At 67.2% G+C, this 25,507-nt stretch carries 24 protein-coding genes; 19 read left to right on the forward strand and 5 right to left on the reverse strand.

The window, feature by feature from the left end; all coding sequences use genetic code 11:
• Position 1: 1 nt before the first annotated feature.
• The 9 genes from ABL844_RS04315 (at position 2) to ABL844_RS04355 (ending at position 9,400) form a co-directional block, all read left to right on the forward strand.
• The gene (locus ABL844_RS04315; RefSeq protein ID WP_126021538.1) at positions 2-445 is read left to right on the forward strand and encodes a DUF2147 domain-containing protein; all 444 of its coding nucleotides are present in this window, start codon (positions 2-4) and stop codon (positions 443-445) included.
• A 36-nt stretch (positions 446-481) separates the two neighbouring features.
• Positions 482-2,881, forward strand: a complete 2,400-nt coding sequence (locus ABL844_RS04320; protein ID WP_418130574.1) for a 3-hydroxyacyl-CoA dehydrogenase/enoyl-CoA hydratase family protein — start codon at positions 482-484, stop codon at positions 2,879-2,881.
• Positions 2,882-2,892: 11 nt separating this feature from the next.
• Positions 2,893-4,092, forward strand: coding sequence for an acetyl-CoA C-acyltransferase (locus tag ABL844_RS04325; RefSeq protein ID WP_418130575.1), 1,200 nt, complete (start codon positions 2,893-2,895; stop codon positions 4,090-4,092).
• A 55-nt stretch (positions 4,093-4,147) separates the two neighbouring features.
• Positions 4,148-5,056: an alpha/beta fold hydrolase gene (locus ABL844_RS04330; protein WP_418130576.1), complete on the forward strand. Its 909-nt coding sequence runs from the start codon at positions 4,148-4,150 to the stop codon at positions 5,054-5,056.
• A 28-nt stretch (positions 5,057-5,084) separates the two neighbouring features.
• Positions 5,085-5,921, forward strand: coding sequence for an acyl-CoA thioesterase (locus ABL844_RS04335; protein WP_418130577.1), 837 nt, complete (start codon positions 5,085-5,087; stop codon positions 5,919-5,921).
• A 4-nt stretch (positions 5,922-5,925) separates the two neighbouring features.
• Positions 5,926-6,675: an SDR family oxidoreductase gene (locus tag ABL844_RS04340; protein ID WP_369659684.1), complete on the forward strand. Its 750-nt coding sequence runs from the start codon at positions 5,926-5,928 to the stop codon at positions 6,673-6,675.
• 26 nt (positions 6,676-6,701) lie between these two features.
• Complete coding sequence (locus ABL844_RS04345; protein WP_418130578.1) at positions 6,702-7,298, forward strand: 2-hydroxychromene-2-carboxylate isomerase; 597 nt, start codon at positions 6,702-6,704, stop codon at positions 7,296-7,298.
• A gap of 35 nt (positions 7,299-7,333) precedes the next feature.
• Positions 7,334-8,098: an enoyl-CoA hydratase gene (locus ABL844_RS04350; protein WP_418119097.1), complete on the forward strand. Its 765-nt coding sequence runs from the start codon at positions 7,334-7,336 to the stop codon at positions 8,096-8,098.
• Between the two features lie 195 nt (positions 8,099-8,293).
• On the forward strand, positions 8,294-9,400 hold the full coding sequence (locus tag ABL844_RS04355) for an ABC transporter substrate-binding protein (RefSeq protein ID WP_418131875.1): 1,107 nt from the start codon (positions 8,294-8,296) through the stop codon (positions 9,398-9,400).
• Positions 9,401-9,551: 151 nt separating this feature from the next.
• On the opposite strand, the gene ABL844_RS04360 is transcribed toward ABL844_RS04355, so the two are convergent.
• Positions 9,552-9,986, reverse strand: coding sequence for an acyl-CoA thioesterase (locus tag ABL844_RS04360; protein WP_126021529.1), 435 nt, complete (start codon positions 9,984-9,986; stop codon positions 9,552-9,554).
• Positions 9,987-10,027: 41 nt separating this feature from the next.
• Between ABL844_RS04360 and ABL844_RS04365 the strand changes: the two genes are divergently transcribed.
• Positions 10,028-11,872, forward strand: a complete 1,845-nt coding sequence (locus ABL844_RS04365; protein ID WP_418125832.1) for an ABCB family ABC transporter ATP-binding protein/permease — start codon at positions 10,028-10,030, stop codon at positions 11,870-11,872.
• 46 nt (positions 11,873-11,918) lie between these two features.
• Positions 11,919-12,857: a 2-hydroxyacid dehydrogenase gene (locus ABL844_RS04370; protein ID WP_418130579.1), complete on the forward strand. Its 939-nt coding sequence runs from the start codon at positions 11,919-11,921 to the stop codon at positions 12,855-12,857.
• A gap of 33 nt (positions 12,858-12,890) precedes the next feature.
• Here the strand turns inward: ABL844_RS04370 and ABL844_RS04375 are convergent, their stop codons facing one another.
• On the reverse strand, positions 12,891-14,333 hold the full coding sequence (locus ABL844_RS04375; protein ID WP_418130580.1) for an amidase: 1,443 nt from the start codon (positions 14,331-14,333) through the stop codon (positions 12,891-12,893).
• Between the two features lie 61 nt (positions 14,334-14,394).
• On the opposite strand from ABL844_RS04375, the gene ABL844_RS04380 reads away from it, so the two are divergent.
• From ABL844_RS04380 to ABL844_RS04410, 7 genes are all read left to right on the forward strand, one after another.
• The gene (locus tag ABL844_RS04380) at positions 14,395-15,378 is read left to right on the forward strand and encodes a LysR substrate-binding domain-containing protein (protein WP_126021525.1); all 984 of its coding nucleotides are present in this window, start codon (positions 14,395-14,397) and stop codon (positions 15,376-15,378) included.
• Between the two features lie 186 nt (positions 15,379-15,564).
• Entirely contained in the window at positions 15,565-17,037 is a 1,473-nt protein-coding gene (locus ABL844_RS04385; protein ID WP_126021524.1) for an aspartate ammonia-lyase, read from the forward strand.
• A gap of 145 nt (positions 17,038-17,182) precedes the next feature.
• Complete coding sequence (locus tag ABL844_RS04390; RefSeq protein WP_126021523.1) at positions 17,183-18,079, forward strand: transporter substrate-binding domain-containing protein; 897 nt, start codon at positions 17,183-17,185, stop codon at positions 18,077-18,079.
• A gap of 98 nt (positions 18,080-18,177) precedes the next feature.
• Positions 18,178-18,936, forward strand: coding sequence for an amino acid ABC transporter permease (locus tag ABL844_RS04395; RefSeq protein ID WP_375792069.1), 759 nt, complete (start codon positions 18,178-18,180; stop codon positions 18,934-18,936).
• Position 18,937: 1 nt separating this feature from the next.
• Positions 18,938-19,606, forward strand: coding sequence for an amino acid ABC transporter permease (locus tag ABL844_RS04400; RefSeq protein WP_418130581.1), 669 nt, complete (start codon positions 18,938-18,940; stop codon positions 19,604-19,606).
• A 40-nt stretch (positions 19,607-19,646) separates the two neighbouring features.
• Positions 19,647-20,384, forward strand: coding sequence for an amino acid ABC transporter ATP-binding protein (locus ABL844_RS04405; RefSeq protein WP_126021710.1), 738 nt, complete (start codon positions 19,647-19,649; stop codon positions 20,382-20,384).
• Positions 20,385-20,569: 185 nt separating this feature from the next.
• A complete protein-coding gene (locus ABL844_RS04410) occupies positions 20,570-21,016 on the forward strand; it encodes an SRPBCC family protein (RefSeq protein WP_418130582.1) in 447 nt (148 codons plus the stop codon).
• Between the two features lie 43 nt (positions 21,017-21,059).
• On the opposite strand, the gene ABL844_RS04415 is transcribed toward ABL844_RS04410, so the two are convergent.
• Both ABL844_RS04415 and ABL844_RS04420 read right to left on the reverse strand, forming a co-directional pair.
• A complete protein-coding gene (locus ABL844_RS04415; protein ID WP_418130583.1) occupies positions 21,060-22,169 on the reverse strand; it encodes a nucleoside hydrolase in 1,110 nt (369 codons plus the stop codon).
• A 246-nt stretch (positions 22,170-22,415) separates the two neighbouring features.
• A complete protein-coding gene (locus ABL844_RS04420) occupies positions 22,416-23,252 on the reverse strand; it encodes a dienelactone hydrolase family protein (protein ID WP_418130584.1) in 837 nt (278 codons plus the stop codon).
• Positions 23,253-23,371: 119 nt separating this feature from the next.
• Here ABL844_RS04420 and ABL844_RS04425 point away from each other — a divergent pair, with 119 nt between their 5' ends.
• Entirely contained in the window at positions 23,372-24,337 is a 966-nt protein-coding gene (locus tag ABL844_RS04425) for a GlxA family transcriptional regulator (RefSeq protein ID WP_418130585.1), read from the forward strand.
• Between the two features lie 31 nt (positions 24,338-24,368).
• On the opposite strand, the gene ABL844_RS04430 is transcribed toward ABL844_RS04425, so the two are convergent.
• A complete protein-coding gene (locus ABL844_RS04430) occupies positions 24,369-25,406 on the reverse strand; it encodes a DctP family TRAP transporter solute-binding subunit (protein ID WP_418130586.1) in 1,038 nt (345 codons plus the stop codon).
• Between the last annotated feature and the right edge of the window lie 101 nt (positions 25,407-25,507).

A 25,507-nucleotide genomic window follows, 5' to 3' on the forward strand; every position in this document is an offset into this window, starting at 1 on the left:
CATGAAAGCAACGCTTGCAGCCGTCCTGTTCACCGTCACCGCCGCCTCCGCCATGGCGCAAGGCGCGGGCGTCACGCCGGTGGGCCTGTGGCGCAACGTCGACGACAAGACCGGCGAGGTCAAGGCCGAGATCCGCATCGCAGAAGCCAACGGTGCCCTGCTCGGGCGCATCGAGAAGTCGCTGAAGAAGGACACCAAGCCCGACGCGGTCTGCGAGGAATGCAGCGACGACCGCAAGGGCAAGCCCATCGCGGGCCTGGAGATCATCCGCGGCGGCAAGAAGGCCGAGGGCAAGGACGTCTGGGAAGGCGGAAAGATCCTCGACCCCGAGAACGGCAAGGAATACCGCGCGAGCTTCACGCCTGTAGACGGCGGCAAGAAGCTGGAAGTGCGCGGCTATCTCGGCCCCTTCTGGCGCACCCAAACCTGGAACCGCGTGCAGTAAGCGGCGCACGGTTTCCCACAACACATAGCAATCAACATGTCCCGATTTCAAGTGAAGAAGGTCGCCGTGCTCGGCGCCGGCGTGATGGGCGCGCAGATCGCGGCCCACCTCGTCAACGTGCGCGTGCCTGTCGTGCTGTTCGACCTGGCGGCCAAGGAAGGCCCGAAGAACGGCATCGTCACGCGCGCCGTCGACAACCTCAAGAAGCTCAAGCCCGCGCCGCTCGGCGACGTGGCCGACGCCGGCCTGATCGAGCAGGCCAACTACGACGACAACCTCGACAAGCTCGCCGAGTGCGACCTCGTCATCGAGGCCATCGCCGAGCGCATGGACTGGAAGCTCGATCTGTACAAGAAGATCGCGCCGCACGTCGCCAGGCACGCGATCCTGGCCTCCAACACCTCGGGCCTGTCGATCACCAGGCTCAGCGAGGCGCTGCCCGAGGCGCTGAAGCCGCGCTTCTGCGGCATCCACTTCTTCAACCCGCCGCGCTACATGTTCCTGGTGGAGCTGATCAACACGCCCACCACCGAGCCGCAGGTGCTCGACGACCTCGAAGCCTTCGTCACCAGCACGCTGGGCAAGGGCGTGGTGCGCGCGCACGACACGCCCAACTTCATCGCCAACCGCGTCGGCATCGCCGGCATGCTGGCAACGCTGAAGGAAGTCGAGAAGTTCGGCCTCACGCCCGACGTGGTGGACGACCTGACCGGCAAGAAGCTGGGCCGCGCGAGCTCGGGCACCTTCCGCACCGCCGACGTGGTGGGGCTGGACACCATGGCCCACGTCGTGAAGACGCTGCAGGACAACCTCAATGCCGAGACCGACCCGTTCTACGCCAACTTCGCGACGCCGCCCGTGCTCGCCAAGCTGCTGGAGCTGGGCAACCTTGGCCAGAAGACCAAGGCCGGCTTCTTCAAGAAAGCCGGCCGCGACATCCTGCGCTTCGACCTGAAGAGCGGCGAGTACGTGCCCGCCGGTGCCAAGGCCGACGAGGTGTACGGCCGCATGCTCAAGAAGCCCGCAGGCGAGCGCCTGAAGCTGCTGCGCGAGAGCGAAGGACCGCAGGGCCAGTTCCTCTGGGCCATCCTGCGCGACGGCTTCCACTACGCGGCCGTGCACCTGGGCGACATCGCCGAGAGCGCGCGCGACATCGACTTCGCGATGCGCTGGGGCTTCGGCATGAAGCAGGGCCCCTTCGAGCTCTGGCAGGAGGCCGGCTGGGCGCAGGTCGCCAAGTGGGTGCAGGAAGACATCGACGCCGGCAAGGCGCTGAGCAGCGCACCGCTGCCCAAGTGGGTGTTCGAAGGCCCGGTGGCCGAGGCCGGCGGCGTGCACACGCCCGAGGGCTCCTGGAGCGCGTCGCAGAACAAGTTCGTGCCGCAGCGCCGCCTGCCGGTGCATGACCGTCAGCTCTTCTCCGAGAGCGTGCTCGGCGCGAATGCAGCCGACGCCAACACCGCCGGCACCACTATCAGCGACGAAGGCGACGTGCGCGTGTGGACGATCGACGGCGAGGTGCTCATCGCCAGCATCCATTCGAAGATGCACGCCATCAGCCCCGACGTGGCCGAGGCGCTGGGCGCCGCGGTCGACCTGGCCGAGGCCGAGTACAAGGGCCTGGTGATCTGGTCGCCCGACGAGGTGTTCTCGGTCGGCGCCGACCTGCAGGCGATGCTGCCGGCCTTCGTGGTCGCTGGCATCGGCGCGGTCGAGGGCGCGGAAGAAGAGCTGCAGAACGTGATGCTCAAGATCCGCTACGCCAACGTGCCGGTGATCTCGGCCGTGCGCGGCATGGCGCTGGGCGGCGGCTGCGAACTGGCCATCCACTCGGCCAAACGCGTTGCCGCGATGGAAAGCTACATCGGCCTGGTCGAAGTGGGCGTGGGCCTGATCCCCGGCGCGGGCGGCCTGACCTACATCGCTCGCCGCGCGGCCGAGAACGCCTCGGCCTCCACCGGCACCGACCTGCTGCCCTTCCTCACCGAAGGCTTCACCGCCGCCGCGATGGCGAAGGTGGGCACCGGCGCGCTCGACTCGAAGAAGCTGGGCTACCTGCTCGACAGCGACGTGATCGTGCCGAACAAGGACGAGCTGCTGTATGTGGCCCTGCAGCAGGCCAAGGCCATGGCCGACGCCGGCTACCGCCCGCCGCTGCGCCGTACTTTCCGCGTGGCCGGCCGCAGCGGCGCCGCCACCATCAAGGGCCAGCTCGTGAACATGCGCGACGGCGGCTTCATCAGCGCGCACGACTTCCACATCGCCAGCCTGATCGCCAACGTGGTCACCGGTGGAGACGTGGATGCGGGCTCGCTCGTGACCGAGGAATACCTGATGACGCTGGAGCGCAAGGCGTTCTGCTCGCTCATCGTGCATCCCAAGACGCAGGAGCGGATCATGGGGATGCTCAGCACCGGCAAGCCAGTGCGCAACTAAGGACAGATTTCATGAGCAAGCAAGTACAAGACGCCTACATCGTCTCCGCCACCCGCACCCCCATCGGCAAATCGCACCGGGGCTACTTCCGCAACTACCGTCCCGACGACCTGCTGGCCACCACGCTGCGCGCCGCGCTGGCGGCGGTGCCGAGCCTCGACCCGAAGGCCATCGAAGACATCATCTGCGGCTGCGCGATTCCCGAATCGCAGCAGGGCCTGAACGTCGCGCGCATCGGCGTGGTGCTGGCCGGCTTGCCGACCAGCGTGGGCGGCATCACCGTCAACCGCTTCTGCGCCTCGGGCCTGTCGGCCGTGCAGATGGCCGCCGACCGCATCCGCGTGGGCGAGGCCGACGTGATGATCGCGGCCGGCGTCGAGAGCATGAGCATGGTGCCGATGATGGGCAACTCGCCCTCGCTGTCGCCGGCCATCTTCGAACGCGAAGGCGACGTGGGCATAGCCTACGGCATGGGCCTCACGGCCGAGAAGGTTGCGCAGCAGTGGAAGGTGAGCCGCGAGGCGCAGGACGAGTTCGCTCTCGCCTCGCACCAGAAGGCGCTGGCCGCGCAGCAGGCCGGCAAGTTCGCCGACGAGATCACGCCCATCGAGGTGACCGATCGCACGCCGAACCTGGAGACCGGCGAATCCATCGCCAGGACCCGCACGGTCAATCTCGACGAAGGTGCGCGCCCCGACACCAGCCTCGAAGGCCTGGCCAAGCTGCGCACCGTGTTCGCCGCGCGCGGCACCGTGACGGCCGGCAACAGTTCGCAGACCTCGGACGGCGCCGGTGCGCTCATCCTGGCCAGCGAGAAGGCGGTGAAGCAGTTCGGCCTGACGCCGCTCGCGCGCTTCGTGAGCTTCGCCAGCAAGGGCGTGCCGCCGCACATCATGGGCATCGGCCCGATCGAGGCCATTCCCGCCGCGCTGCGCTATGCCGGCCTGAAGCACGAGGACATCGACTGGTACGAGCTCAACGAAGCCTTCGCGGCGCAGTCGCTGGCCGTCATCAACACGCTGGGGCTCGACGCGTCGAAGGTCAACCCGATGGGCGGCGCGATCGCGCTGGGCCATCCGCTGGGCGCCACCGGCGCCATCCGCTCGGCCACCGTGGTGCACGCGCTGCGCCGCGAGAACCTGAAGTACGGCATGGTCACGATGTGCGTGGGCATGGGCCAGGGCGCCGCAGGGATCTTTGAACGCGTCTGATAGACGACGCGCAAGGCACCGCGACGAGTGCCGGCACAACGAAGGAGACAGCTTCATGCTTACGCAGCAGCTTCCGGTCGACGGCGGCGCCCAGCAACTGGCGGTGCGCCGCTACGAACCCGCCGGCACGCCGCGCGCGAGCGTGGTGATCGGCGGCGCGATGGGCGTGCGCCAGTCCTTCTACGAACCCTTCGCGCAATGGCTCTCGCAGCAGGGCCTGCGCGTCTGGACCTTCGACTACCGGGGCTCGGGCGACTCGCGCGGCAACCTTCCGCTGCGCGAGGTCGATGCCGACCTGTTCGACTGGGCGCGCGACTACGAAGCGGTGATCGATGCCGCCAAGGCCGCGGCGCCCGGTGCGCCGCTCTACCTGCTGGGACACAGCCTCGGCGCGCAGCTGCCGGGCTTCCTGCAGCGGCCCGAGCAGGTCGACGGCCTCGTGAGCATCGCGGCCGGCAGCGGCTACTGGCGCGAGAACGCGCCCAAGCTCAAGCGCACCATCCTCTACTTCTGGTTCGTGCTGGTGCCGCTGGTCACGCGGCTGTTCGGCTACTTCCCGGGCCGCAAGCTCAGGAAGGTGGGCGATCTGCCGCGCGGCGTGATCCTGCAGTGGCGGCGCTGGTGCCTCAACCCGCGCTACAGCGTCGGCGCCGAGGGCGAACTCGCCGCGCGCAGCTACAACCGCGTGCGCTTTCCGGTGCTCGCGCTGTCGATGACCGACGACGAGCTCATGACGCTCGCCGGCACCAACAGCCTCGTGAGCCTCTATGCCGGGGCGCCGAGCGCCATCGAACGCATCGCGCCGGCCGACGTGCAGGCGCGCCGCATCGGCCATTTCGGCTTCTTCCGCGAGCAGTTCAGCCAGAGCCTCTGGCCGAGCACGGTGGACAAGCTGAACCGGCTCGCCGCATTGACGGACCGTACTGCGGTGCAGCACGCCAACGTCCCGCACACGACTGCGTGACGCCGGCCACCGGAGGCACACTGCCGCCATGACGACGAGCACGCACCCCTTCGACAAGGCCCTGAAGATCCACCACAGCGACATCCGCGTGGGACACTTCACCGGCATGACCAGCCCCGACTACTGGAACATGGTCGGGCCCTTCGGCGGCACCACCGCGGCGCTCGCGCTGCAGTCGGTGATGCAGCACCCCGACGTGCTGGGCACGCCCATCGCGATCACGGTCAACTACGCGGCGGCGCTCGAAGCCGGCGCCTTCGACATCCAGGCCACGGCCGTGCGCACCAACCGCTCCACGCAGCACTGGACGGTGCAGATCACGCAGGCCGGCGCCAGCGGGGCGCCCAACATGACGACCACCGCCACCGTGGTGACCGCCGCGCGCCGCGAGACATGGGGCGAGAGCGACATGCCGATGCCCGAATCGCCCAGGCCCGAGACGGTCGAGCGCATGAGCATCGGCCCCTCGGGCGTGGCGTGGATCAAGCAGTACGAGATGCGCCCCTTCAGCGGCGGCATTCCCGCGAAGTGGGACGAGAGCCTGAGCCACAGCGAAACCCGCATCTGGCTGCGCGACGCCGAGCCCAGGCCGCTGGACTTCGCATCGCTGGCCGCGATGAGCGACATGTTCTATCCGCGCGTGTGGCTGCGCCGCGCGAAGCACGTGCCGGCGGGCACGGTGTCGATCACCACCTACTTCCATGCCGGGCCGCAGCAGTTCGCGGAAGTCGGCACCGGCTACCTGCTGGGCCGCGCCGCGGGCCAGCAGTTCTTCAACGGCTTCTTCGACCAGACGGCGCATCTGTGGAGCGAGAAGGGCGTGCTGCTCGCCACCTCGAACCAGATCGTCTACTACAAGGAATAGCGACATGGCCGCCCTGCAGAAAGCCGCACTCATCGTCGGCGCCGGCGACGCCACCGGCGGCGCCATCGCCCGCCGCTTCGCGCGCGAAGGTTTCGCCACCTGCGTCACGCGGCGCAGCCTCGACAAGCTGCAGCCGCTGGTCGCGCAGATCGAGGCCGACGGCGGCCGCGCGCACGCCTTCGCATGCGACGCGCGCAAGGAAGAGGAAGTGGTCGCGCTCGTCGAGCAGATCGAATCGACCATCGGGCCCATCGAGGTGATGGTGTTCAACATCGGCGCCAACGTGCCCGAGAGCATCCTCACCGAAACAGCGCGCAAGTACTTCAAGGTGTGGGAGATGGCCTGCTTCTCGGGCTTCCTCAACGGGCGCGAGGTGGCCAAACGCATGGTGGCGCGCGAGATGCCCAGGAGCGGCCATCGCGGCACGATCATCTTCACCGGCGCCACGGCCTCGCTGCGCGGCGGCGCCAACTTCGGCGCCTTCTCCGGCGCCAAGATGGCGCTGCGCGCGTTGGCCCAATCGATGGCGCGCGAGCTCGGACCGCAGGGCATTCACGTCGCGCACGTGGTGGTCGACGGGGCCATCGACACCGAATTCATCCGCAGCAACTTCCCCGAGCGCTACGCGCTGAAGGAAAGCGACGGCATCCTGAACCCCGACCACATCGCCGACAGCTACTGGATGCTGCATTCGCAGCCGCGCGACGCCTGGACGCACGAGCTCGACCTGCGCCCGTGGTCCGAGAAGTTCTGAAGTATTCCAGGAAGGAGACAAGAGCAATGACGAAATCCGTCGACTTCTATTTCGACTTCGGCAGCCCTGCCGCCTACCTGGCCGCGACGCAGCTCCCACACGTGTGCGCCGACACCGGCGCGCAGCTGGTGTGGAAGCCCATGCTGCTCGGCGGCGTGTTCCAGGCCACCGGCAACCATTCGCCGGCCGAGATCAAGCCCAAGGGACCGTACATGACGACGGACCTCCAGCGCTTTGCAAGGCGCTACGGCGTGCCCTTCGCGCACAACCCGCACTTCCCGATCAACACGCTGCTGCTGATGCGCGGCGCCACCGGCATCCAGATGAAGGAGCCCGAGCGCTTCGGCGCGTATGTGGACGCGGTCTACCACGCGATGTGGGTGGAGCCCCGGAACATGAACGACCCGGCGATCGTCGGCGCCGTCTTGCAGAATGCGGGCTTCGACGCGCCCGCGCTGCTCGCGCTGGCCGGTGCGCAGGAAACCAAGGACCGGCTCAAGGCCGTCACCCAGGAAGCCGTGGAGCGAGGCGTGTTCGGCGCGCCCACCATGTTCGTCGGCGACGAAATGTTCTGGGGCCAGGACCGGCTGGATTTCGTACGCGAAGCACTCGACGCCGCCTGAGGGCGGCACCACCCGTTTCATTCAAGGATCTTTTTATGAGCGACATCCTCGTCCACACCGAAGCCGGTGTGATGACCATCACCTTCAACCGCGTCGACAAGAAGAACTCGATCACCAGCGGCATGTACGCCGAACTGGCCGACGCGCTGGCCACGGCGGAAACCGATGCGGCCGTGCGCTGCGTGCTGATCCAGGGCGACCCGACGATCTTCAGCGCGGGCAACGACATCGGCGACTTCCTCAATGCACCGCCGGCCACGCAGGAATCGCCGGTGTTCCGCTTCCTTCGGGGCATCGCGACCTTTCCCAAGCCGCTCGTCGCTTCGGTGTGCGGTCCGGCCGTCGGCATCGGCACCACGATGCTGTTCCACTGCGACCTCGTCTACGCGGGCGACAACGCCGCCTTCTCGATGCCCTTCGTGAACCTCGGCCTGTGCCCCGAGGCGGCTTCGAGCCTGCTGGTGCCGCAGATGCTGGGCTACCACCGCGCCGCCGAGGCGCTGCTGCTGGGCGAACCCTTCATGGCCGAGGCTGCGCTCGAAGTGGGCCTGGTCAACCGCGTGGTGCCGCCGACCGAGGCGAACGCCATCGCCCAGGCGCAGGCCCGCAAGCTGGCGGCCAAGCCGCTGAGCGCGCTGGTGGAAACCAAGCGCCTGCTGAAGAAGGGCCAGATGCCCGCCGTGCTGGAGCGCATGGGCGAGGAGGGCGCGAGCTTCGGGCGCATGCTGCGCGAACCGGCTGCGCGGGAGGCGTTCAGCGCCTTCATGGAGAAACGCAAGCCGGATTTCTCCAAGGTCTGACAAGGGTCGGAAGCGCCTTCCGGGGCTTGCACGCTTACACTGTCCTGCGTGCAAGCCTCGGAGACAAGAACGCTCAAGACGCCCGTCCACCGGGCAAATGATGCTACTGAAAAAGTAGCATTCGGCATCTCGCGCAGGCGTACTTTAGGTTTGCTGGCCGGCACCCTGGCCGCCCCCTCGCTGGCCTTGGCGCGCATCCGGCCGCTGCGCATCGGCGTCATCGGTTCATGGTCCGGCCCTTACGCGGGCGGCGGCCGGCAGTTCGATGCCGGCATGTCCGTGTGGCTCGCGGCGCACAACCAGCACATCGCCGGAAGGCCGGTCGAACTGCTGCGGCGCGACGTGCCGGGCAGTGCGCCCGACCAGGCCCGCCGCCAGGCGCTCGACCTCGTGGAAAGCGAGCGCGTCGAACTGCTCGCGGGCCTGGACTTCAGTTCCAACGCCTATGCCGTCGGCAACGTCGCCACGCAGGCCAGGCTGCCGCTGATCGTGATGAACGCGGCGTCCTCGGGCATCACGGCGCGCTGCCCGTATGCGGTACGCGTGTCATTCACCATCGGGCAGGTCACGATGCCTTTGGCCCGATGGGCGCTGCAGCAGGGGCTGCGCGACGTCTGCACCGTGGTGGCCGACTACGCCTCGGGCGTCGATGCCGAGAGCGCCTTCGTCTCGGGCTTCACCGCGGGCGGCGGCCGCATCGGCGCGATGCTGCGGGTGCCGCTGGCCACGCTGGACTACTCGGCCTACATGCTGCGGCTGCGCGAACTGAAGCCGCAGGCGGTGTTCTTCTTCCTGCCTTCGGGGCAGATGCCGGCCACCTTCCTCAAGTTCTGGCGCGACCGGGGCATGGCCGACACCGGCATCCGCCTGCTGGCCACGGGCGACGCCACCGACGACCACTACCTGGAAGGCATCGGCGAGCTGGCCGACGGCCTTGTCACCAGCCACCACTATTCCTTCGCCCACGACTCGCCGGCCAACCGGCGCTTCACCGGCGTCTTCGAGACCGAATACGGCAGCCATCTGCGGCCCGGCTATTTCGCGGTCGCGGCGCACGACGCGCTGGAGGCCATCGACGCCGCGATGACCTCGCCGGCCGCACGCGGCAACGCGGGCGGAGAGCGGCTGGTGGATGCGTTCCGCGGGCTGAAGCTGGAGAGCCCGCGCGGCCCGGTCGAGATTGACGCCCACACGCGCGACATCGTGCAGACGGTGTACATCCGCCGTGTGGAGCGGCGCGACGGGCGGTGGGTCAACCGCGAGTTCGAACGCTTCGAGCGAGTGCGCGACCCTGGGGTTTGAGGTTTCGGGGGAGCGGACAGCCGAACGCAGAGGGCGCGAAGGTTCCGCAGAGATCGCAGAAGAAATCCAAAGAAATCTGGTTTTTCTTTCGCGTCCTTCGCGAAACCTTCGCGCCCTTTGCGTTCGGCTGTCCGGCTCCTTCAGCCGCGAATCAGGCGTCCGGTTTCTCGATCGGCCTCGGACGGCCGTTGTCGTCGATGGCCACGTAGGTGAAGGTGGCCTGCGTCACCTTGATGTACTCGCCCTGGGCGCGGAAGCGCTCGGCGAAGACTTCGACCATGACCGTGACCGACGTGCGGCCGATGCGCACCAGCTTCGAATAGAACGACAGGATGTCGCCCAGGCGCACCGGCTGCTTGAAGATGAACTCGTTGACCGCCACCGTGGCCTGCCGGCCCTTGGCGTAGCGCGCGGGGATGACGGAGCCGGCCAGGTCGCACTGGGCCATGACCCAGCCGCCGAAGATGTCGCCGTTGGCGTTGCAGTCCGCCGGCATCGGAATGACCTTGAGCACCAGCTCCATGTCCGTGGGCAGGCTCTTGAGGGTGGCGGCGGCCGTGGAGGCGGCACTGGAAGTATCTGACATGGGCACAATCTGGAACAAACAAGCAACCACGATTGTCCCCCATGCGCCGCAGCGGCGAAGCCCTTCCTTCCTCCCACGCCGCCGGCGGCCAGGCGCCGGCACCCGCAGGCGATCGCTCCGACTGGGCGACCCTGCGCCGGCTGTTCCCCTATCTCTGGCAGTACAAGTGGCGCGTGCTCGCCGCGCTGGCCTTCATGGTCGGCGCCAAGGTGGCCAACGTCGGCGTGCCGGTGCTGCTGAAGAACCTGGTCGACACGATGACGCCCAAGCCCGGTGCTCCGGACTTGGCCCAGGCGCTGCTCATCGTGCCCATCGGGCTGCTGCTGGCCTACGGGCTGCTGCGCTTCTCGACCTCGCTGTTCAGCGAACTGCGCGAGCTGATCTTCGCCAAGGCCACCGAGGGCACGGCCCGGCAGATCGCGCTGGAGGTGTTCCGCCACCTGCATTCGCTGAGCCTGCGTTTCCATCTGGAGCGCCAGACCGGCGGCATGACGCGCGATATCGAGCGCGGCACGCGCGGCGTGCATTCGCTGATCTCGATGTCGCTCTACAGCATCGTGCCCACCATCATCGAGCTGGTCCTGGTGCTCACCATCCTGGGCGTGAAGTTCGATGCCTTCTTCGTGTGGATCACGGTGGCGGCGCTGGTGCTGTACATCGTCTTCACCGTCACCGTGACCGAGTGGCGCACGAAGTTCCGCAAGACCATGAACGAGCTCGACTCGGTGGCGCAGAGCCGCGCGGTCGATTCGCTCCTGAACTACGAGACCGTCAAGTACTTCAACAACGAGGACTTCGAGGCCGGCCGCTACGACGCCAGCCTCGACCGCTACCGCAAGGCCGCCATCAAGAGCCAGCGCACGCTGAGCATGCTCAACACCGGCCAGCAGGCGCTCATCGCGATCAGCCTGGTGCTGATGCTGTGGCGCGCGACCTCGGGCGTGGTCGACGGGCGCATGACGCTGGGCGACCTGGTGATGGTCAACGCCTTCATGATCCAGCTCTACATTCCGCTCAATTTCCTGGGCGTGATCTACCGCGAGATCAAGCAGAGCCTGACCGACCTCGACAAGATGTTCGTGCTGATGGAAAAGGAGCGCGAGGTGCGCGACGCGCCCGGCGCGCAGCCGCTGGCCGGCGTGGATGCCACGGTGCGCTTCGAGGACGTGAGCTTCGCCTACGAGCCCGCGCGGCCCATCCTCAAGCACGTGAGCTTCGAGATCCCGGCCGGCAAGACGGTGGCCGTGGTCGGCCCCTCGGGCTCGGGGAAGTCGACTCTGGCGCGGCTGCTGTACCGCTTCTATGACGTGCAGCAAGGCCGCATCACCATCGGTGGCGAGGATATCCGCGAAGTGACGCAGTCGAGCGTGCGCAAGGCCATAGGCATCGTTCCGCAGGACACGGTGCTCTTCAACGACACCGTCGAATACAACATCGCGTACGGCCGCCCGGGCGCCACGCGTGAAGAGGTGGAAGCCGCCGCCCGCGCCGCGCGCATCCACGACTTCATCGTCGCCACGCCCAAGGGCTACGAAACGACGGTGGGCGAGCGCGGCCTGAAGCTCTCGGGCGGCGAGAAGCAGCGCGTGGCCATCGCCCGCACGCTGCTGAAGAATCCGCCGATCGTGATCTTCGACGAGGCCACCTCGGCGCTCGACTCGGCCAACGAGCGCGCGATCCAGTCCGAACTCAAGAATGCCGCGCAGGGCAAGACCACGCTGGTCATTGCGCACCGGCTGTCGACGGTGGTCGATGCGCACGAGATCCTGGTGCTTGAAAGCGGCGTGATCGTCGAGCGCGGCACGCATGCGCAGCTGCTCGCGAAGCAGGGGCGCTACGCGCAGATGTGGGCTTTGCAGAAGAGCGAAGCAGCACCGCTGATGTAGCGCGATCATCCGTTCCTTCTTTTTTATCGATTCCAGGAGTTCAGACGTGCCGAACAAGATACCCCTGCTGGTGCTCAACAGCCTCTCGAGCGCCCACCAGGCCCAGATCGCCGAGGTCTACGACATGACCTACGCCTTCGACCCCGGGCAGCGCGCGGCTGCCATTGCCGAGCACGGCAGGAAGTTTCGTGCGGTGCTGACCATCGGCGTGATCGGCATCACGCCCGAGGAGATCGACGCGATGCCCGCGCTGGAGCTGGTCTGCTGCATGGGCGCGGGCTACGAAGGCGTGCCGCTCGAGGTGACGCGCGCCCGCGGCATCGCGACCGCCAACGGTGCCGGCACCAACGATGACTGCGTGGCCGACCATGCCTTCGGCCTCCTGATCGGCATCGTGCGAGAGTTCCGCAAGCTCGACCGGCTGTGCCGCGAAGGCGTGTGGCGCGAAGCGATCCCGCAGCCGCCGAACGTGTCGGGCAAGAAGCTGGGCATCCTGGGCATGGGCACCATCGGCCAGAAGATCGCCAAGCGCGCCGCGGCCTTCGACATGGAAGTGGGCTATCACAACCGCAAGCCGAAGGAGGGCGCGGCGCAGCGCTACTTCGACGACCTGAAGTCGCTCGCCGCATGGGCCGACTTCCTCGTGCTGGCCGCGCCGGGCGGACCGGCGACGAAGCACCTGGTCAATGCCGAAGTGCTCGACGCGCTGGGGCCGCGGGGCTACGTAGTGAGCATCGGCCGCGGCAGCGTGGTCGACACCGAGGCGCTGGCCGCGGCGCTGCGCGAGAACCGCATCGCCGGTGCAGGCCTCGACGTGTACGAGAGCGAGCCGAAGCGGCCCGAGCCGCTGATCGGGCTGGACAACGTGCTGCTCACGCCGCACATGGCGGGCTGGTCGCCCGAGGCGACGCAGAAGTCGGTGGACCACTTCCTCGCGAATGCCGAAGGGCACTTCGCGGGGCGCGGCGTCGTCACGCCGATCTGATGCATCTGCTCCTTCCCCCGCCGGGGGAGGGAGTCAAGCCAATACCGAGGGGCGGCGCGCCGCCCAGCCGCATGCCTGGTCATACGCATGCCCGAGCCGCAGCACCTCGAGGTCCGAATAGATCGGCCCCGCCAGCTGCAGTCCCATCGGCAGCCCGCCTTCGCCGAAACCCGCGCGCACGTTGAGCGTCGGAAGCCCTGCCAGCGTGAAGGGCGTGACGATCTCCATCCAGCGGTGATAGGTGTCGCTCTTCACGCCGGCCACTTCGGAAGGCCAGTGCAGCTCGGCGTCGAAGGGAAAGACCTGCGCCGTCGGCGCCAGCACGAAGTCGAAGCGCTCGAAGAGCTTGAGAAAGGCACGGTACACGTTCGAGCGGTACACCGAAGCCTGGTAGAGCGAGGCCGCGTCGAGGTGCCGGCTCTGCTCGATCTCCCATTGCGCCTCGGGCTTGAGCTGCGCGAACAGCTTCGGATCGCTCAGGTAGGCGCCCAGCTTGCCGCCCACCAGCAGCTGCCGCAGTCGCAGCCAGGCGCTCCAGTTGTGCTCGCGAGGCACGTCGAGCGTGCAGGGCTCGACCTCGCAGCCGATGTCGCGGAAGGTGCCGAGTGCCTTCTCGCCGAGTTCGCGGATGCCGGCTTCCAGCGGCAGGTCGGGCCAGATGCTGCCGAGCCAGCCGATGCGCAGGCCCTTGGCGTCGCCCTCCAGCCGCAGTTCGTCAGGCGAGGTCAGGGCGTGCGGCGACGACAGCGGCACGCGCGCGTCGAAGCCCGCCTGCACGGCCAGCAGCCGCGCCGCGTCTTCCACCGTGCGCGCCATCGGGCCTTCGCAGCCCAGCTGCTGGAAGAAGAGTTCCTCGTCGGGGTTGCCCGGCACGCGCCCGCGCGAGGGCCGCATGCCGATCACGTTGTTGAAGGCCGCCGGGTTGCGAAGCGACCCCATCATGTCGCTGCCGTCCGCCACGGGCAGGATGCCCAGGGCCAGCGCCACGGCCGCACCGCCGCTGCTGCCGCCCGCGCTGCGCTCGGGCGCGTAGGCGTTGCGGGTGATGCCGAACACCGGGTTGTAGGTGTGCGAGCCGAGCCCGAACTCGGGCGTGTTGGTCTTGCCGATGACGATGGCGCCGGCGGCTCTGGCGCGCGCCACGTGCAGGCTGTCTGCGCGGGCGGCGGAGCGCGGGGACAGCGGCGAACCCATGGAGGTCGGCAGGCCTGCGGCATGGCTCAGGTCCTTCACCGCCAGCGGAAAGCCGTGCATCCAGCCGCGCCGTTCGCCACGTGCCAGCTCGGCGTCGCGCTCGTCCGCCTCGGCCAGCGACTGCTGCGGATCGCGCAGCGACACGATGGCGTTGAAGCGCGGGTTCAGCGCCTCGATGCGGGCCAGCGAGGCCTGCATCAGTTCCCGGCAGGACACCTCGCGCGCGGCGATGCGACGGGAGAGTTCGGTGGCGCTGAGGTCGAGCAGGTCGGCTTGAGGCATGGCGGATGAGGGAAAAGGAGGGGGCGCCCAGTATGGCGCGGCGCTCGCATAATCGCCGCGTATGGAAACAAAGTGGCTCGAAGACTTCATCAGCCTTGCGGAAACCCGCAGCTTCAGCCGCTCGGCCCAGTTGAGGCACGTGACGCAGCCGGCGTTCTCCCGCCGCATCCAGGCGCTCGAAGGCTGGGCCGGCACCGACCTGGTGGACCGAAGCTCGTACCCGACCCGGCTCACGCCTGCGGGGCAGACGCTCTACAGCCAGGCCATCGAGATGCTGCAGTCGCTGCAGAGCACCCGCGCCATGCTGCGCGGCCACTCGGCCGCCGGGCAGGACGTGATCGAGATCGCGGTGCCGCACACGCTGGCCTTCACCTTCTTCCCCTCTTGGGTGACGAGCCTCAGGGAGCATTTCGGGCCCATCAAGAGCCGGCTGATCGCGCTCAACGTGCACGACGCGGTGCTGCGCCTCGTCGAAGGCAGCTGCGACCTGCTGATCGCCTACCACCACCCCTCGCAGCCGCTGCAGCTCGACGCCAACAAGTACGAGATGGTCAGCCTCGGCCAGGAAACCGTGGCCCCCTGGGTCAAGGCCGACGCCGAGGGCGCGCCGCGCTACCGCCTGCCGGGCCGCCCGGGCCAGCCGCTCCCGTACCTGGGCTATGCGCCGGGCGCTTACCTGGGCCGCGTGGTCGACCAGCTGCTGAAGGAATCGGGCACCGCCATCCACCTCGACCGGGTCTACGAGACCGACATGGCCGAGGGCCTGAAGGTGATGGCGCTCGAAGGACACGGCATCGCCTTCCTGCCGCAGAGCGCGGTGCGCAAGGAGATCAAGGCGCGCAAGCTGGTGAGCGCGCTGCCGCCGGAGATCGACAGCCTGGAGGCGACCATGGAGATCCGCGCGTACCGGGAGCGCCCCGGCACACCGGCTCCGCTCAAGGCCGGCGCCGGCCGCGCCGCGCTGAAGGCGGCCGACACCCTGCAGCCCAAGCGCACGGCCGATGCGCTGTGGTCCTATCTCGTCGGCACCCAGCCGCAGCGCTGACGCCAGGGCGGCTTCACCGGAATTTGTGCATCGCACAATCTATAAATGCCGCGCATAGGCCCTCCCGCAAAAGGCATTGGCGCACCGAATCCGGCGCCACTACAGTCGCGGCTGCTTTTCGCTGTCACGATCCCAACCCACGGCACGCGCCCTGCGCGTGCTTTTTTTTAAGCCGAGGAACCTCCCATGAGCTCCAATTTCAGGACGGAACACGACTTCCTCGGCGAGAAGCAGATCCCCGCCATCGCCTACTGGGGCGTGCATACGGCGCGAGCGGTCGAGAACTTCCCCATCTCCGGCACCCGCATCTCGGCCATGCCCGACCTGGTGCGCGCGCTGGCCTACGTGAAGAAGGCCGCCACCCGGGCCAACGCCGACCTCGGCGCCATCGACCGCGACCGCGCCGCGGCCATCATCCTGGCCTGCGACGACATCGTCGAGGGCAAGCTGCTCGACGAGTTCGTGGTCGACGTGATCCAGGGCGGCGCCGGCACCTCGACCAACATGAACGCCAACGAGGTCATCTGCAACCTCGCGCTGGAGAAGCTGGGCCACGAGAAGGCGCGCTACGACGTGCTGCACCCCAACGACCACGTCAACGCCTCCCAGAGCACCAACGACGTGTACCCCACCGCGGTGCGCCTGGCGCTGTGGTTCGCCATCGGCCGGCTGCTCGAGTCGATGGCTTCGCTGCGCCGCGCCTTCGAGGCCAAGGCGCTGGAGTTCAAGGACATCCTCAAGATCGGCCGCACCCAGTTGCAGGACGCCGTGCCCATGACGCTGGGCCAGGAGTTCCTGACCTACGCCGTCATGATCGAGGAGGACGAGGCCCGCCTGCGCGAGGCGCGCGCCCTCATCGAGGAAATCAACCTCGGCGCCACCGCCATCGGCACCGGCATCAACGCGCCGCACGGCTACGCGAACCTGGCCTGCCAGTACCTCGCCGAGCAGACCGGCGTGCCGCTGAAGCAGGCCGCCAACCTGGTCGAGGCCACGCAGGACACGGGCGCCTTCGTGCAGCTGTCGGGCGTGCTCAAGCGCGTGGCGACCAAGCTCAGCAAGACCTGCAACGACCTGCGGCTGCTCTCCAGCGGCCCTCAGGCCGGCTTCGGCGAGATCCGGCTGCCGGCGCGGCAGGCGGGCTCGTCGATCATGCCGGGCAAGGTCAACCCGGTGATCCCGGAAGTCATGAACCAGGTGGCGTTCGAGGTCATCGGCAACGACATCACCGTGACGCTGGCATCCGAAGCCGGCCAGCTGCAGCTCAACGCCTTCGAGCCGATCATGGGCTGGAGCCTCTTCAAGAGCATCCAGCACCTGGGCCGCGCGTGCACCACGCTGCAGCACAACTGCGTGGAAGGCATCGAGGCCAACCGCGAGTTCCTTGCGAAGCGGGTGCGCGAGTCGGTCACGCTGGTCACGGCGCTGAACCCGCTCATCGGCTACGAGAAGGCCGCGCTCATCGCCAAGACCGCCCTGGCCACGGGCGGTCCGATCGACCTGGTGGCCGAGTCGCTGGGCATCATGACCCGTGCCGAGATGGACGCGCTGCTGGTGCCGGAGAACCTGACGCAACCTGTAAGATTGGCCGCACCCGTTCCCCCCGCGGCCGTGCCGACAGGCACGAAGGCTGCTAACCCCCTGCCATCGGCGTCATGAAGAGGCCCTCGCACCAGACGGGCGCCCACCCCTGCGCGAAACTGCACATTCAGTGTGCCGTGCACCGGGGTGGTTACCGATGTGCCCAAGCACGGTGTGTGTCTAGAATTTGTTTCTTTCTGTCTATTTCCCAAGGAGTCTTCTGATGAAAAAGCAATTGCTCGCGCTGGCAGTGACGGCGTTCGTGGCAACCGGCGCGTTCGCGCAGGCCACCGATACCCTCGCCAAGATCAAGGAGCGCGGCGCAGTCAACCTCGGCGTGCGTGACTCTTCCGGCCTGGCCTACACCCTGGGCGGCGGCAAGTACGTCGGCTTCCACACCGAAATGGCCGAGAACATCATCAAGGACCTGAGCAAGGACCTCGGCAAGCCCCTGACCATCAACTACCAGGTGATCACCTCGCAGAACCGCGTGCCCCTGGTCCAGAACGGCACCATCGACTTCGAGTGCGGCTCCACCACCAACAACGCGGCCCGCCAGAAGGACGTCGATTTCGCCTACACCACCTACGTGGAAGAAATCCGTATCCTCACCAAGGCCAATTCCGGCATCAACGGCATCGCCGACCTGAAGGGCAAGGTCGTGGCCACCACCACCGGCACCACCTCGGTCCAGACGCTGCGCAAGAACAAGCGCGCCGAAGGCGTCGACTTCAAGGAAGTCATGGGCAAGGACCACGCCGACAGCTTCCTGCTGCTCGAATCGGGCCGCGCCGATGCCTTCGTGATGGATGGCTCCATCCTGGCCGCCAACGCCGCCAAGTCGAAGAACCCCAAGGACTTCAAGATCGTCGGCGAAGTGCTGTCGGTCGAGCCCATCGCCTGCATGCTGCCCAAGGGCGACGCCAAGCTGAAGAAGGCCGTCGACGACAGCATCGTGCGCCAGATCAAGGACGGCTCGCTGGCCAAGCTGTACGACAAGTGGTTCATGCAGCCGATCCCCCCGAACAACGTCAACCTGAACATGCCGGCTTCGGAAGGCACCAAGGCCGCATGGGCCAACCCGAACGACAAGCCCATGGAAGCCTACGCCCCCAAGTAAGGCGTCGCGAGACCTGAAAAGCCAAGCCCGCGCGGCACCCTGCCGACGCGGGCTTTTCGATGCAATGGGCGCGGGCCCTGACCCGCGAAGGAGGATGGATGCTGAACCTGGACATGTCGGTCTTTTGCCAGGACACGCTCACCAATGAAGTGGTCGCAAGCTGCTTCGCACGCGGATCGGACCAGACCTATCTGCAATGGATGTTGACTGCATGGGGCTGGACCGTGAGCGTGGCGCTCACGGCCCTGTTCCTGGCGCTGGTCGTGGGCTCGATCATCGGCACGTTGCGCACGCTGCCCGACAGCCCCTGGCTGGTCCGGTTCGGCAACGCGTGGGTGGAGCTGTTCCGCAACGTCCCCCTGCTGGTCCAGGTGTTCATCTGGTACTTCGTGCTGCCCAAGATGATCCCGCCGATGCGCGACCTGCCGCCTTTCGTGCTGGTGGTCTGCGCGCTGGGCTTCTTCACCTCGGCGCGTATCGCCGAGCAATTGCGCTCGGGCATCCAGGCGCTGCCGCGCGGCCAGCGCTACGCGGGCATGGCCGTGGGCTTCACGACGCCGCAGTACTACCGCTTCGTGCTGCTGCCCATGGCATACCGGATCATCATGCCGCCGCTGACCAGCGAGTCGATGAACATCTTCAAGAATTCGTCGGTGGCCTTCGCGGTGTCGATTCCCGAGCTCACGCAGTTCTACCTGCAGGCCGGTGAAGAGACCTCGGCCCAGATCCCGATCTACATCGGCGTGATCGCTCTCTACGTCATCAGCGCCATGCTGATCAACCGCATCATGACCTTCATCGAGCGCAAGGTGCGCGTGCCGGGCTTCGTCGCCGCCGGCGGTACGGGAGGCCACTGACATGATGGGTCTCGACTTTTCCTTCTACAACTGGAGCCTCATCAGCACCTATGTGCTGAAAGGCTTCTACTTCAGCGTCATCCTGACGGCCGTGGCCACGCTGGGCGGCATCTTCTTCGGCACCCTGCTGGCGCTCATGCGCCTGTCGGGCAAGAAGTGGCTGGACTTTCCCGCCGCGGCCTACGTCAACGGCATGCGCTCCGTGCCGCTGGTGATGGTGATCCTGGGCTTCTTCCTGCTGGTGCCCTTCGTGATCGGCCGCCCCATCGGGGCCGAAACCTCGGCCGTCATCACCTTCATCTGCTTCGAGGCGGCCTACTTCTCCGAGATCATGCGCGCCGGCATCCAGTCGATCCCGCGCGGGCAGGTCTTCGCCGGCATGGCCGTGGGCATGACCTACAGCCAGAACATGAAGCTGGTCATCCTGCCCCAGGCCTTCCGGAACATGCTGCCGGTGCTGCTCACGCAGACCATCATCCTGTTCCAGGACACCTCGCTGGTCTACGCCATCGGCGCCTACGACCTGCTCAAGGGCTTCGAGACCGCCGGCAAGAACTTCGGCCGTCCTGAAGAGGCCTACCTGCTGGCCGCCGTCGTGTACTTCGTCATGTGCTACGCCCTTTCCTGGCTGGTGAAACGCCTGCACAAGAAAATCGCCATCATCCGCTGACAGTTTGAGTGGCTAACCGGAGAAAGAAATGTCCGAAAAAATGATCGAAATCAAGAACGTATCGAAGTGGTACGGCCCGGTGCAGGTGCTCAACGACTGCTCCGTCAGCATCGCCAAGGGCGACGTGGTGGTAGTGTGCGGCCCGTCGGGTTCCGGCAAGTCCACGCTCATCAAGACCGTGAACGCGCTCGAGCCCTTCCAGAAGGGCGAGATCACCGTCAACGGCATCCCGCTGCACGACCCCAAGACCAACCTGCCCAAGCTGCGCTCCAAGGTCGGCATGGTGTTCCAGCACTTCGAGCTGTTCCCGCACCTGTCGGTGACCGAGAACCTCACCATCGCCCAGATCAAGGTGCTCGGCCGCTCGGCCGACGAAGCCAAGACCCGCGGCCTGAAGATGCTCGACCGCGTGGGACTGATGGCGCACAAGGACAAGTTCCCGGGCCAGCTCTCCGGCGGCCAGCAGCAGCGCGTGGCCATCGCCCGTGCGCTGTCGATGGACCCCATCGTCATGCTGTTCGACGAGCCCACCTCGGCGCTCGACCCCGAGATGGTCGGCGAAGTGCTCGACGTGATGGTGAACCTCGCCAAGGAAGGCATGACCATGATGGTGGTCACGCACGAAATGGGCTTCGCCCGCAAGGTCGCCAGCCGCGTGATCTTCATCGACGTGGGCGGCCGCATCCTGGAAGACTGCTCGAAGGACGAGTTCTTCGGCCACCCCGAAAACCGCCAGCCGCGCACCAAGGACTTCCTCAACAAGATCCTGCAGCACTGATCGGCTGCCGCAAGGCCAGGAAGCAAAAGCCGCGCTGTCCTCGGGCAGCGCGGCTTTCTTGCTTTCGGCCAGGCTATGTCTTGCGGCTACGGGTTTTCCCTGATCTCGGCGCCTGTCGATTTTCATCAGGCTCATCCGACGTGCTATCGAGGGTCGTCCTCGATTTTCTTCAGGAGCAATCAATCATGGCTACCAACACCGTCCGTCTGCATCGCGTCCTTCGTACCTCGCCGGACAAGGTCTACCGCGCATTCGTCCAGCCCGGCGCCTTCGAGCGCTGGCTGCCGCCCTTCGGCTTCGTCGGCAAGGTCCACGCGATGGAGCTGGTGGTGGGCGGCGCCTGGCGCATGTCATTCACCAACTTCGGTACCGGCAACAGCCATTCGTTTGGCGGCAAGTACCTCGAACTCGTTCCGGGCAAGCGCATCGCCTACGACGCGGCCTTCGACGACGCGAACCTTCCGGGCACGATGAAGACCACCGTGGTGCTGATCGAGGTGTCCTGCGGCACCGACGTCTCGATCGTGCAGGAAGGCATTCCCGAAATGATCCCGACGGAGATGTGCTACCTGGGGTGGCAGGAGTCGCTGGTTTCCCTGGCTCAGCTGGTGGAGCCGAACATTCCGGGCTGAAGGCTTCGCGCGAAGGCGAAGCGGCGATCTGAAGCAGGGACCGTCAAGGCAACCGCGAAATCCTCTGCGTCAGCAGATCGAAGAATCCCTGCGCATCGCCTTCCGCGATCCAGTTCACGTTGGCCGGCTTCTTCAGCCCGCCGTACCAGTCGACCACCGTCTGCCCGAAGCCAAGGCCTTCGCGGCTGTCGACTTCCACGTTCACCTTGCGGCCTCTGAAGAGCGAGGGCTGCAGCAGGTAGGCGATCACGGTGGCGTCGTGCACCGGGCCGCCGGGCAGGCCGTAGTACTGCATGTCGTGCTGCACGTAGGCGTCGAGGATGTCGGCCACCGTCCTGCCGGCCTGGTTGCCCAGGCCGCGCAGTTTTGCGATGCGCTCGGGGCTCGTGAGCACCTTGTGCGTCAGGTCCAGTGGCAGCATGGTGATGGGCACGCCGCTCTTGAGCACGATCTCGGCCGCGTGCGGATCGGCGAACACGTTGAACTCCGCCGTGGGCGTGATGTTGCCGCCGTTGAAGTGCGCGCCGCCCATGAGCACCAGCTCGCGCAGGCCGCGCGTGATGTCGGGTGCCTGGGTGAGTGCGAGCGCGAGGTTGGTCTCGGGGCCGAGCATCGCGAGCGTCACGCTCTTCTCGGGCGCGGCGCGCAGCGTGCGGATCAGGTAGTCGACCGCGTTGCCGTCGGCCAGCGGCTGGCTGGGCTCATGCACCTTCACGCCGGTGATGCCTTCGCTGCCGTGGATGTCGGCCGCGTAGATCGGCGTGCGCAGCAGCGGGCGGGGTGCGCCGGCGTAGATGGCGATGTCGGGCCGCTTCGCCCACTCGCGCGCCAGGCGTGCGTTGCGCGAGGTCTTGGCAAGCGGCACGTTGCCGGCCACGGTGGTGAGCGCCTGGATCTTCAGCTGCTCGGGCGACGCCATGGCGAAGAGCAGCGCGATCACATCGTCGGCGCCGGGGTCGGTGTCGATGATGAGCGTGTGCGTCGTGGCCGCTGTAGTGGCGGCAGTGCTGGCGTCGGCGGCGTGGGCCTTCGGGGCGATGAGGCTGGTGGTCAAGAGGGCGGCGAGTCCGAGAAGAAGAATCGGGAAGATCGTCGCCGCGAGGCGCGATGGCAATGACGACGGCGTTGCCGCTGCAGCAGCCCTGGAATGCATGAAGGAACCTCCTTGCAGGCGCTGAAGAAGAGTGCGCCTTTCAAGTCAGTCTGCCAGAGCAACACCCGCCGCGGACACCTGATCGCGCACGCATTTTCGGCTGCTGCGCGAGCACCCGCAACGTTGCGTAGACCAAGGCTTTAGAGCCCGCGCGCAACCGAATCGGAAAGTGCGCAAAGCACGCGCAGAGGTTTCATCTGCGGCGGCCCGAAGCCGTGCACCGCCTGTTGCGAAAACGCCGCTTGCTCAGTCCCTGTTCGAATCAGGCCGCAGCCGCCGCGCGAAGAAAGCCAGTATCTCGTCGCGCGCAGCCACCGTGGGCTGTCCCACCTCGTCGATCAGGTGCGCTGTCACCACGCTGTGCGGGCTCGCCACCACCTGTGCGAAGAAGGGCGGCGTCCGGGTGTTGGCCGCGCTGTCGGGCAGCACGCGCGCGACGAAGCGTTCGCCCAGCGCTTGAGAGAAGGCCGCAAAGCGCTGCGCCCTGCAGTGCCTGTCGCCCTCGAAGCGGTAGGCCATGACGGTCAGGTCTTCGCGTTCCAGCCGTTCGCGCACTGCAGCCAGCTCTTCAGGCGCCATATTCATCGCCTCGGGCTTGTCCATCGGCAGCGAGGGCTGGCACATCACCGGCGCGAGCATCGCGGGCTCCAGCATCATCGAAAGCGCGAAGTTGCCCGTGAAGCACATGCCGATCGCGCCGACCCCGGGCCCGCCGCACTCCGCGTGCGCGAGCCGCGCCAGCGCGCGCAGCCACTGCGTGACCGGGCTCGACTCGTTGGCCGCGAAGGCGCGGAACTCGGCACTCACGCAGGCGCGCTTGAACACCGCGATGCCTTCTTCCGCACCGGGCACGGCGCCGTCGCGGCCGAAGAGCGACGGCATGTAGACGCTGAACCCCGCATCGCGCACCCAGCGCGCGAAGCGCGCCACGTGCGGGCTGATGCCGGGCATCTCGGTCATCACGATCACGGCCGGGCCCCGGCCCATGACGTAGACCTTCTTCTCGATGCCGTCCAGCGTGATCTGGCGCGCGGTGAAGTCGTCGAGCGGGTCGTCTTCGGTCAGGGGGCGTTGCTGTGACATGGGGTTCCTTTGCCGTTCAGGTCTTGCGAAAGCCACGAAGCTTGTATTGGACGTTCGGCCTCACCACAATGGCAGTGTCCAATTCGACTCCTTTGAGGCTTTATCGGCCAACCCTCCAGATGCATGACTTCACCGTGCTGGTGCTGCCTGGCGCCTTCAACTCCAGCGTCGCGGTCACGATGGACATCCTCGGAGCAGCCGAAGCGATGGCCCCGCGCGCGGGCGTCGCGCCGCCTCGCTGGCGGCTGTGCTCGGTGCATGGCGGACCGGTGCAGTTGCGCGCGGGCATGAGCCTCGACACCACGCGCCTGCCCGTGCGCCCGCGCGACGATCGCTCCACCTGGGTGGTGCCGGGGCTCGGCCTCAACACACCGGGCGAGATCCGTCGATGCCTCGAAACCGACGACGCAGCCAAGGCCATCGCCGCCCTCGCGCGCCACGCCAAGGCAGGCGGCCAGGTCGCGGCCTCGTGCTCGGCAGTGTTCCTGCTCAACGCCGCCGGCCTTCTGCAGGGCCGGCGCGCGACGGTCTCATGGTGGTACGCCCCGCTGCTAGCACGCATGGCACCCGGCTGCACCGTCGATGCCGACCGCATGGTGTGCTCCGACGGCCCCGTGGTCACCGCAGGCGCCGCATTCGCGCAGACCGACCTGATGCTGCACCTGCTGCGCGAGCGCTGCGGGAGCGCGCTCACCGATCTGGTCTCGCGCATGCTGCTGATCGACGGCCGCCAGGCGCAGGCGCCGTTCATCGCGGCGGAGGTGCTCGCCAGCGGCAACGACCTGGTGGCGCGGCTCGCGGCGCGCGTCGAATCGGCATTGCCCGAGGCGCCTGCAGTGAGCGAACTGGCGCGCGAGTTCTGCATGTCGGAGCGCACGCTCTCGCGGCACATCCACAAGGCCACCGGCAAGAGCACGCAGGCGCTGGTGCAGAGCGTGCGGCTGCGGCGCGCCCGCGCGCTGCTCGAATCCAGCCGCATGACGGTCGAGCAGGTGGCGGGGGCGGTGGGCTATCAGGACGCCACGGCACTGCGGCGCCTGATGAAGAAGGTGGCCGGAGCGAACCCCAGCCGCTACCGCGCCTGAGCAGGCGCGGCGGCTGTCGGGATTACTCGGATTACTTCTTGCGCGCAGCGATGGCCTGCTCGGCCTTCGCCACCAGGTCGGCGCCAATGGTCGACTTCCACTTGTCGTACACCGGCCGCGTCGCCTTCACGAACGCGGCGCGCTCTTCAGGCGTGAGGCTGGTCACGGTCACGCCCATGCCGGCGATGTCTTTCAGCACCGGCTTGTCGGCTTCCACCAGACCCTTGCGTGCGATGGCGATCTCTTCCTTGCCCGCGTCGATGGCGGCCTGCCGCACGATGGCCTGGTCGGCCGGCGTCCACGAGGCCCAGATTTCCTTGTTGACCACGAATACCAGCGGGTCGGCCACGTAGCCCCAGGTGGTCACGAACTTCTGGCCCACCGTCTGCATCTTGAGCACCGTGAACAGGAAGAGCGGGTTCTCCTGCCCGTCGACCGCGCCGCTGGCCAGCGCGGGCTGCGCGTCGGCCCAGCTCATCTGCGTGGGGTTGGCGCCCAGCGCGGTGAACATGTCGGAGTAGATGGGCGAGCCCACCACGCGGATCTTCATGCCCTTGATGTCGGCTGGCGACTTGATCGGCTTCTTCGAGTTGGTGATCTCGCGGAAGCCGTTCTCGCCCCAGGCCAGCGGCACCACACCGGCCTTATCGAGCGTCTTGAACATCTCCTTGCCGACCTCGCCCTGCGTGAGCGCGTCGATGGCCGCATAGTCGGGCATCAGGAAGGGCATGGAGAACAGGTTGAGCTGCTTGACCTGCGGCGACCAGTTGATGGTCGAGCCCACGGCCATGTCGATCACGCCCTGGCGCAGCGCGCTGAACTCGCGCGTCTGGTCGCCCTGGATCAGCGACACGCCCGGGTACAGCTTGATGTTGATGCGCCCCTGCGTGCGCTCCTTCACCAGGTCGGCCCAGATCTTCCCGGCCTGGCCCCAGGGCGTGGGCGGGCCCAGCACCAGCGACATCTTGTACTCTGGCTTGTAGGCCGCCTGCGCCATGGCGCCGGACGAGAACATGCCGAGGGCGGTGGCTGCGGCTGCGAGGCCGAGCAGGGTGCGGCGGAATTTCATCTGATCTATCTCCTCGTTGTCAAAAAACGGACAGCGGAACAGCCGAACGCAGAAGTCGCAAAGGTCTCGCAGAGGTCGCAGAAGTTCTGAAAAATTTTGGT

Source organism: Variovorax sp. 278MFTsu5.1, assembly GCF_048305045.1.
Taxonomy (GTDB): Bacteria; Pseudomonadota; Gammaproteobacteria; order Burkholderiales; family Burkholderiaceae_C; genus Variovorax; species Variovorax guangxiensis.

Coding starts and splice junctions, on each gene's coding strand:
- ABL844_RS04315 (WP_126021538.1), top strand. CDS start 2: ATGAAAGCAACGCTTGCAGCCGTCCTGTTCACCGTCACCGCCGCCTCC.
- ABL844_RS04320 (WP_418130574.1), top strand. CDS start 482: ATGTCCCGATTTCAAGTGAAGAAGGTCGCCGTGCTCGGCGCCGGCGTG.
- ABL844_RS04325 (WP_418130575.1), top strand. CDS start 2,893: ATGAGCAAGCAAGTACAAGACGCCTACATCGTCTCCGCCACCCGCACC.
- ABL844_RS04330 (WP_418130576.1), top strand. CDS start 4,148: ATGCTTACGCAGCAGCTTCCGGTCGACGGCGGCGCCCAGCAACTGGCG.
- ABL844_RS04335 (WP_418130577.1), top strand. CDS start 5,085: ATGACGACGAGCACGCACCCCTTCGACAAGGCCCTGAAGATCCACCAC.
- ABL844_RS04340 (WP_369659684.1), top strand. CDS start 5,926: ATGGCCGCCCTGCAGAAAGCCGCACTCATCGTCGGCGCCGGCGACGCC.
- ABL844_RS04345 (WP_418130578.1), top strand. CDS start 6,702: ATGACGAAATCCGTCGACTTCTATTTCGACTTCGGCAGCCCTGCCGCC.
- ABL844_RS04350 (WP_418119097.1), top strand. CDS start 7,334: ATGAGCGACATCCTCGTCCACACCGAAGCCGGTGTGATGACCATCACC.
- ABL844_RS04360 (WP_126021529.1), bottom strand. CDS start 9,986: ATGTCAGATACTTCCAGTGCCGCCTCCACGGCCGCCGCCACCCTCAAG.
- ABL844_RS04365 (WP_418125832.1), top strand. CDS start 10,028: ATGCGCCGCAGCGGCGAAGCCCTTCCTTCCTCCCACGCCGCCGGCGGC.
- ABL844_RS04375 (WP_418130580.1), bottom strand. CDS start 14,333: ATGCCTCAAGCCGACCTGCTCGACCTCAGCGCCACCGAACTCTCCCGT.
- ABL844_RS04380 (WP_126021525.1), top strand. CDS start 14,395: ATGGAAACAAAGTGGCTCGAAGACTTCATCAGCCTTGCGGAAACCCGC.
- ABL844_RS04385 (WP_126021524.1), top strand. CDS start 15,565: ATGAGCTCCAATTTCAGGACGGAACACGACTTCCTCGGCGAGAAGCAG.
- ABL844_RS04390 (WP_126021523.1), top strand. CDS start 17,183: ATGAAAAAGCAATTGCTCGCGCTGGCAGTGACGGCGTTCGTGGCAACC.
- ABL844_RS04395 (WP_375792069.1), top strand. CDS start 18,178: ATGCTGAACCTGGACATGTCGGTCTTTTGCCAGGACACGCTCACCAAT.
- ABL844_RS04400 (WP_418130581.1), top strand. CDS start 18,938: ATGATGGGTCTCGACTTTTCCTTCTACAACTGGAGCCTCATCAGCACC.
- ABL844_RS04405 (WP_126021710.1), top strand. CDS start 19,647: ATGATCGAAATCAAGAACGTATCGAAGTGGTACGGCCCGGTGCAGGTG.
- ABL844_RS04410 (WP_418130582.1), top strand. CDS start 20,570: ATGGCTACCAACACCGTCCGTCTGCATCGCGTCCTTCGTACCTCGCCG.
- ABL844_RS04415 (WP_418130583.1), bottom strand. CDS start 22,169: ATGCATTCCAGGGCTGCTGCAGCGGCAACGCCGTCGTCATTGCCATCG.
- ABL844_RS04420 (WP_418130584.1), bottom strand. CDS start 23,252: ATGTCACAGCAACGCCCCCTGACCGAAGACGACCCGCTCGACGACTTC.
- ABL844_RS04425 (WP_418130585.1), top strand. CDS start 23,372: ATGCATGACTTCACCGTGCTGGTGCTGCCTGGCGCCTTCAACTCCAGC.
- ABL844_RS04430 (WP_418130586.1), bottom strand. CDS start 25,406: ATGAAATTCCGCCGCACCCTGCTCGGCCTCGCAGCCGCAGCCACCGCC.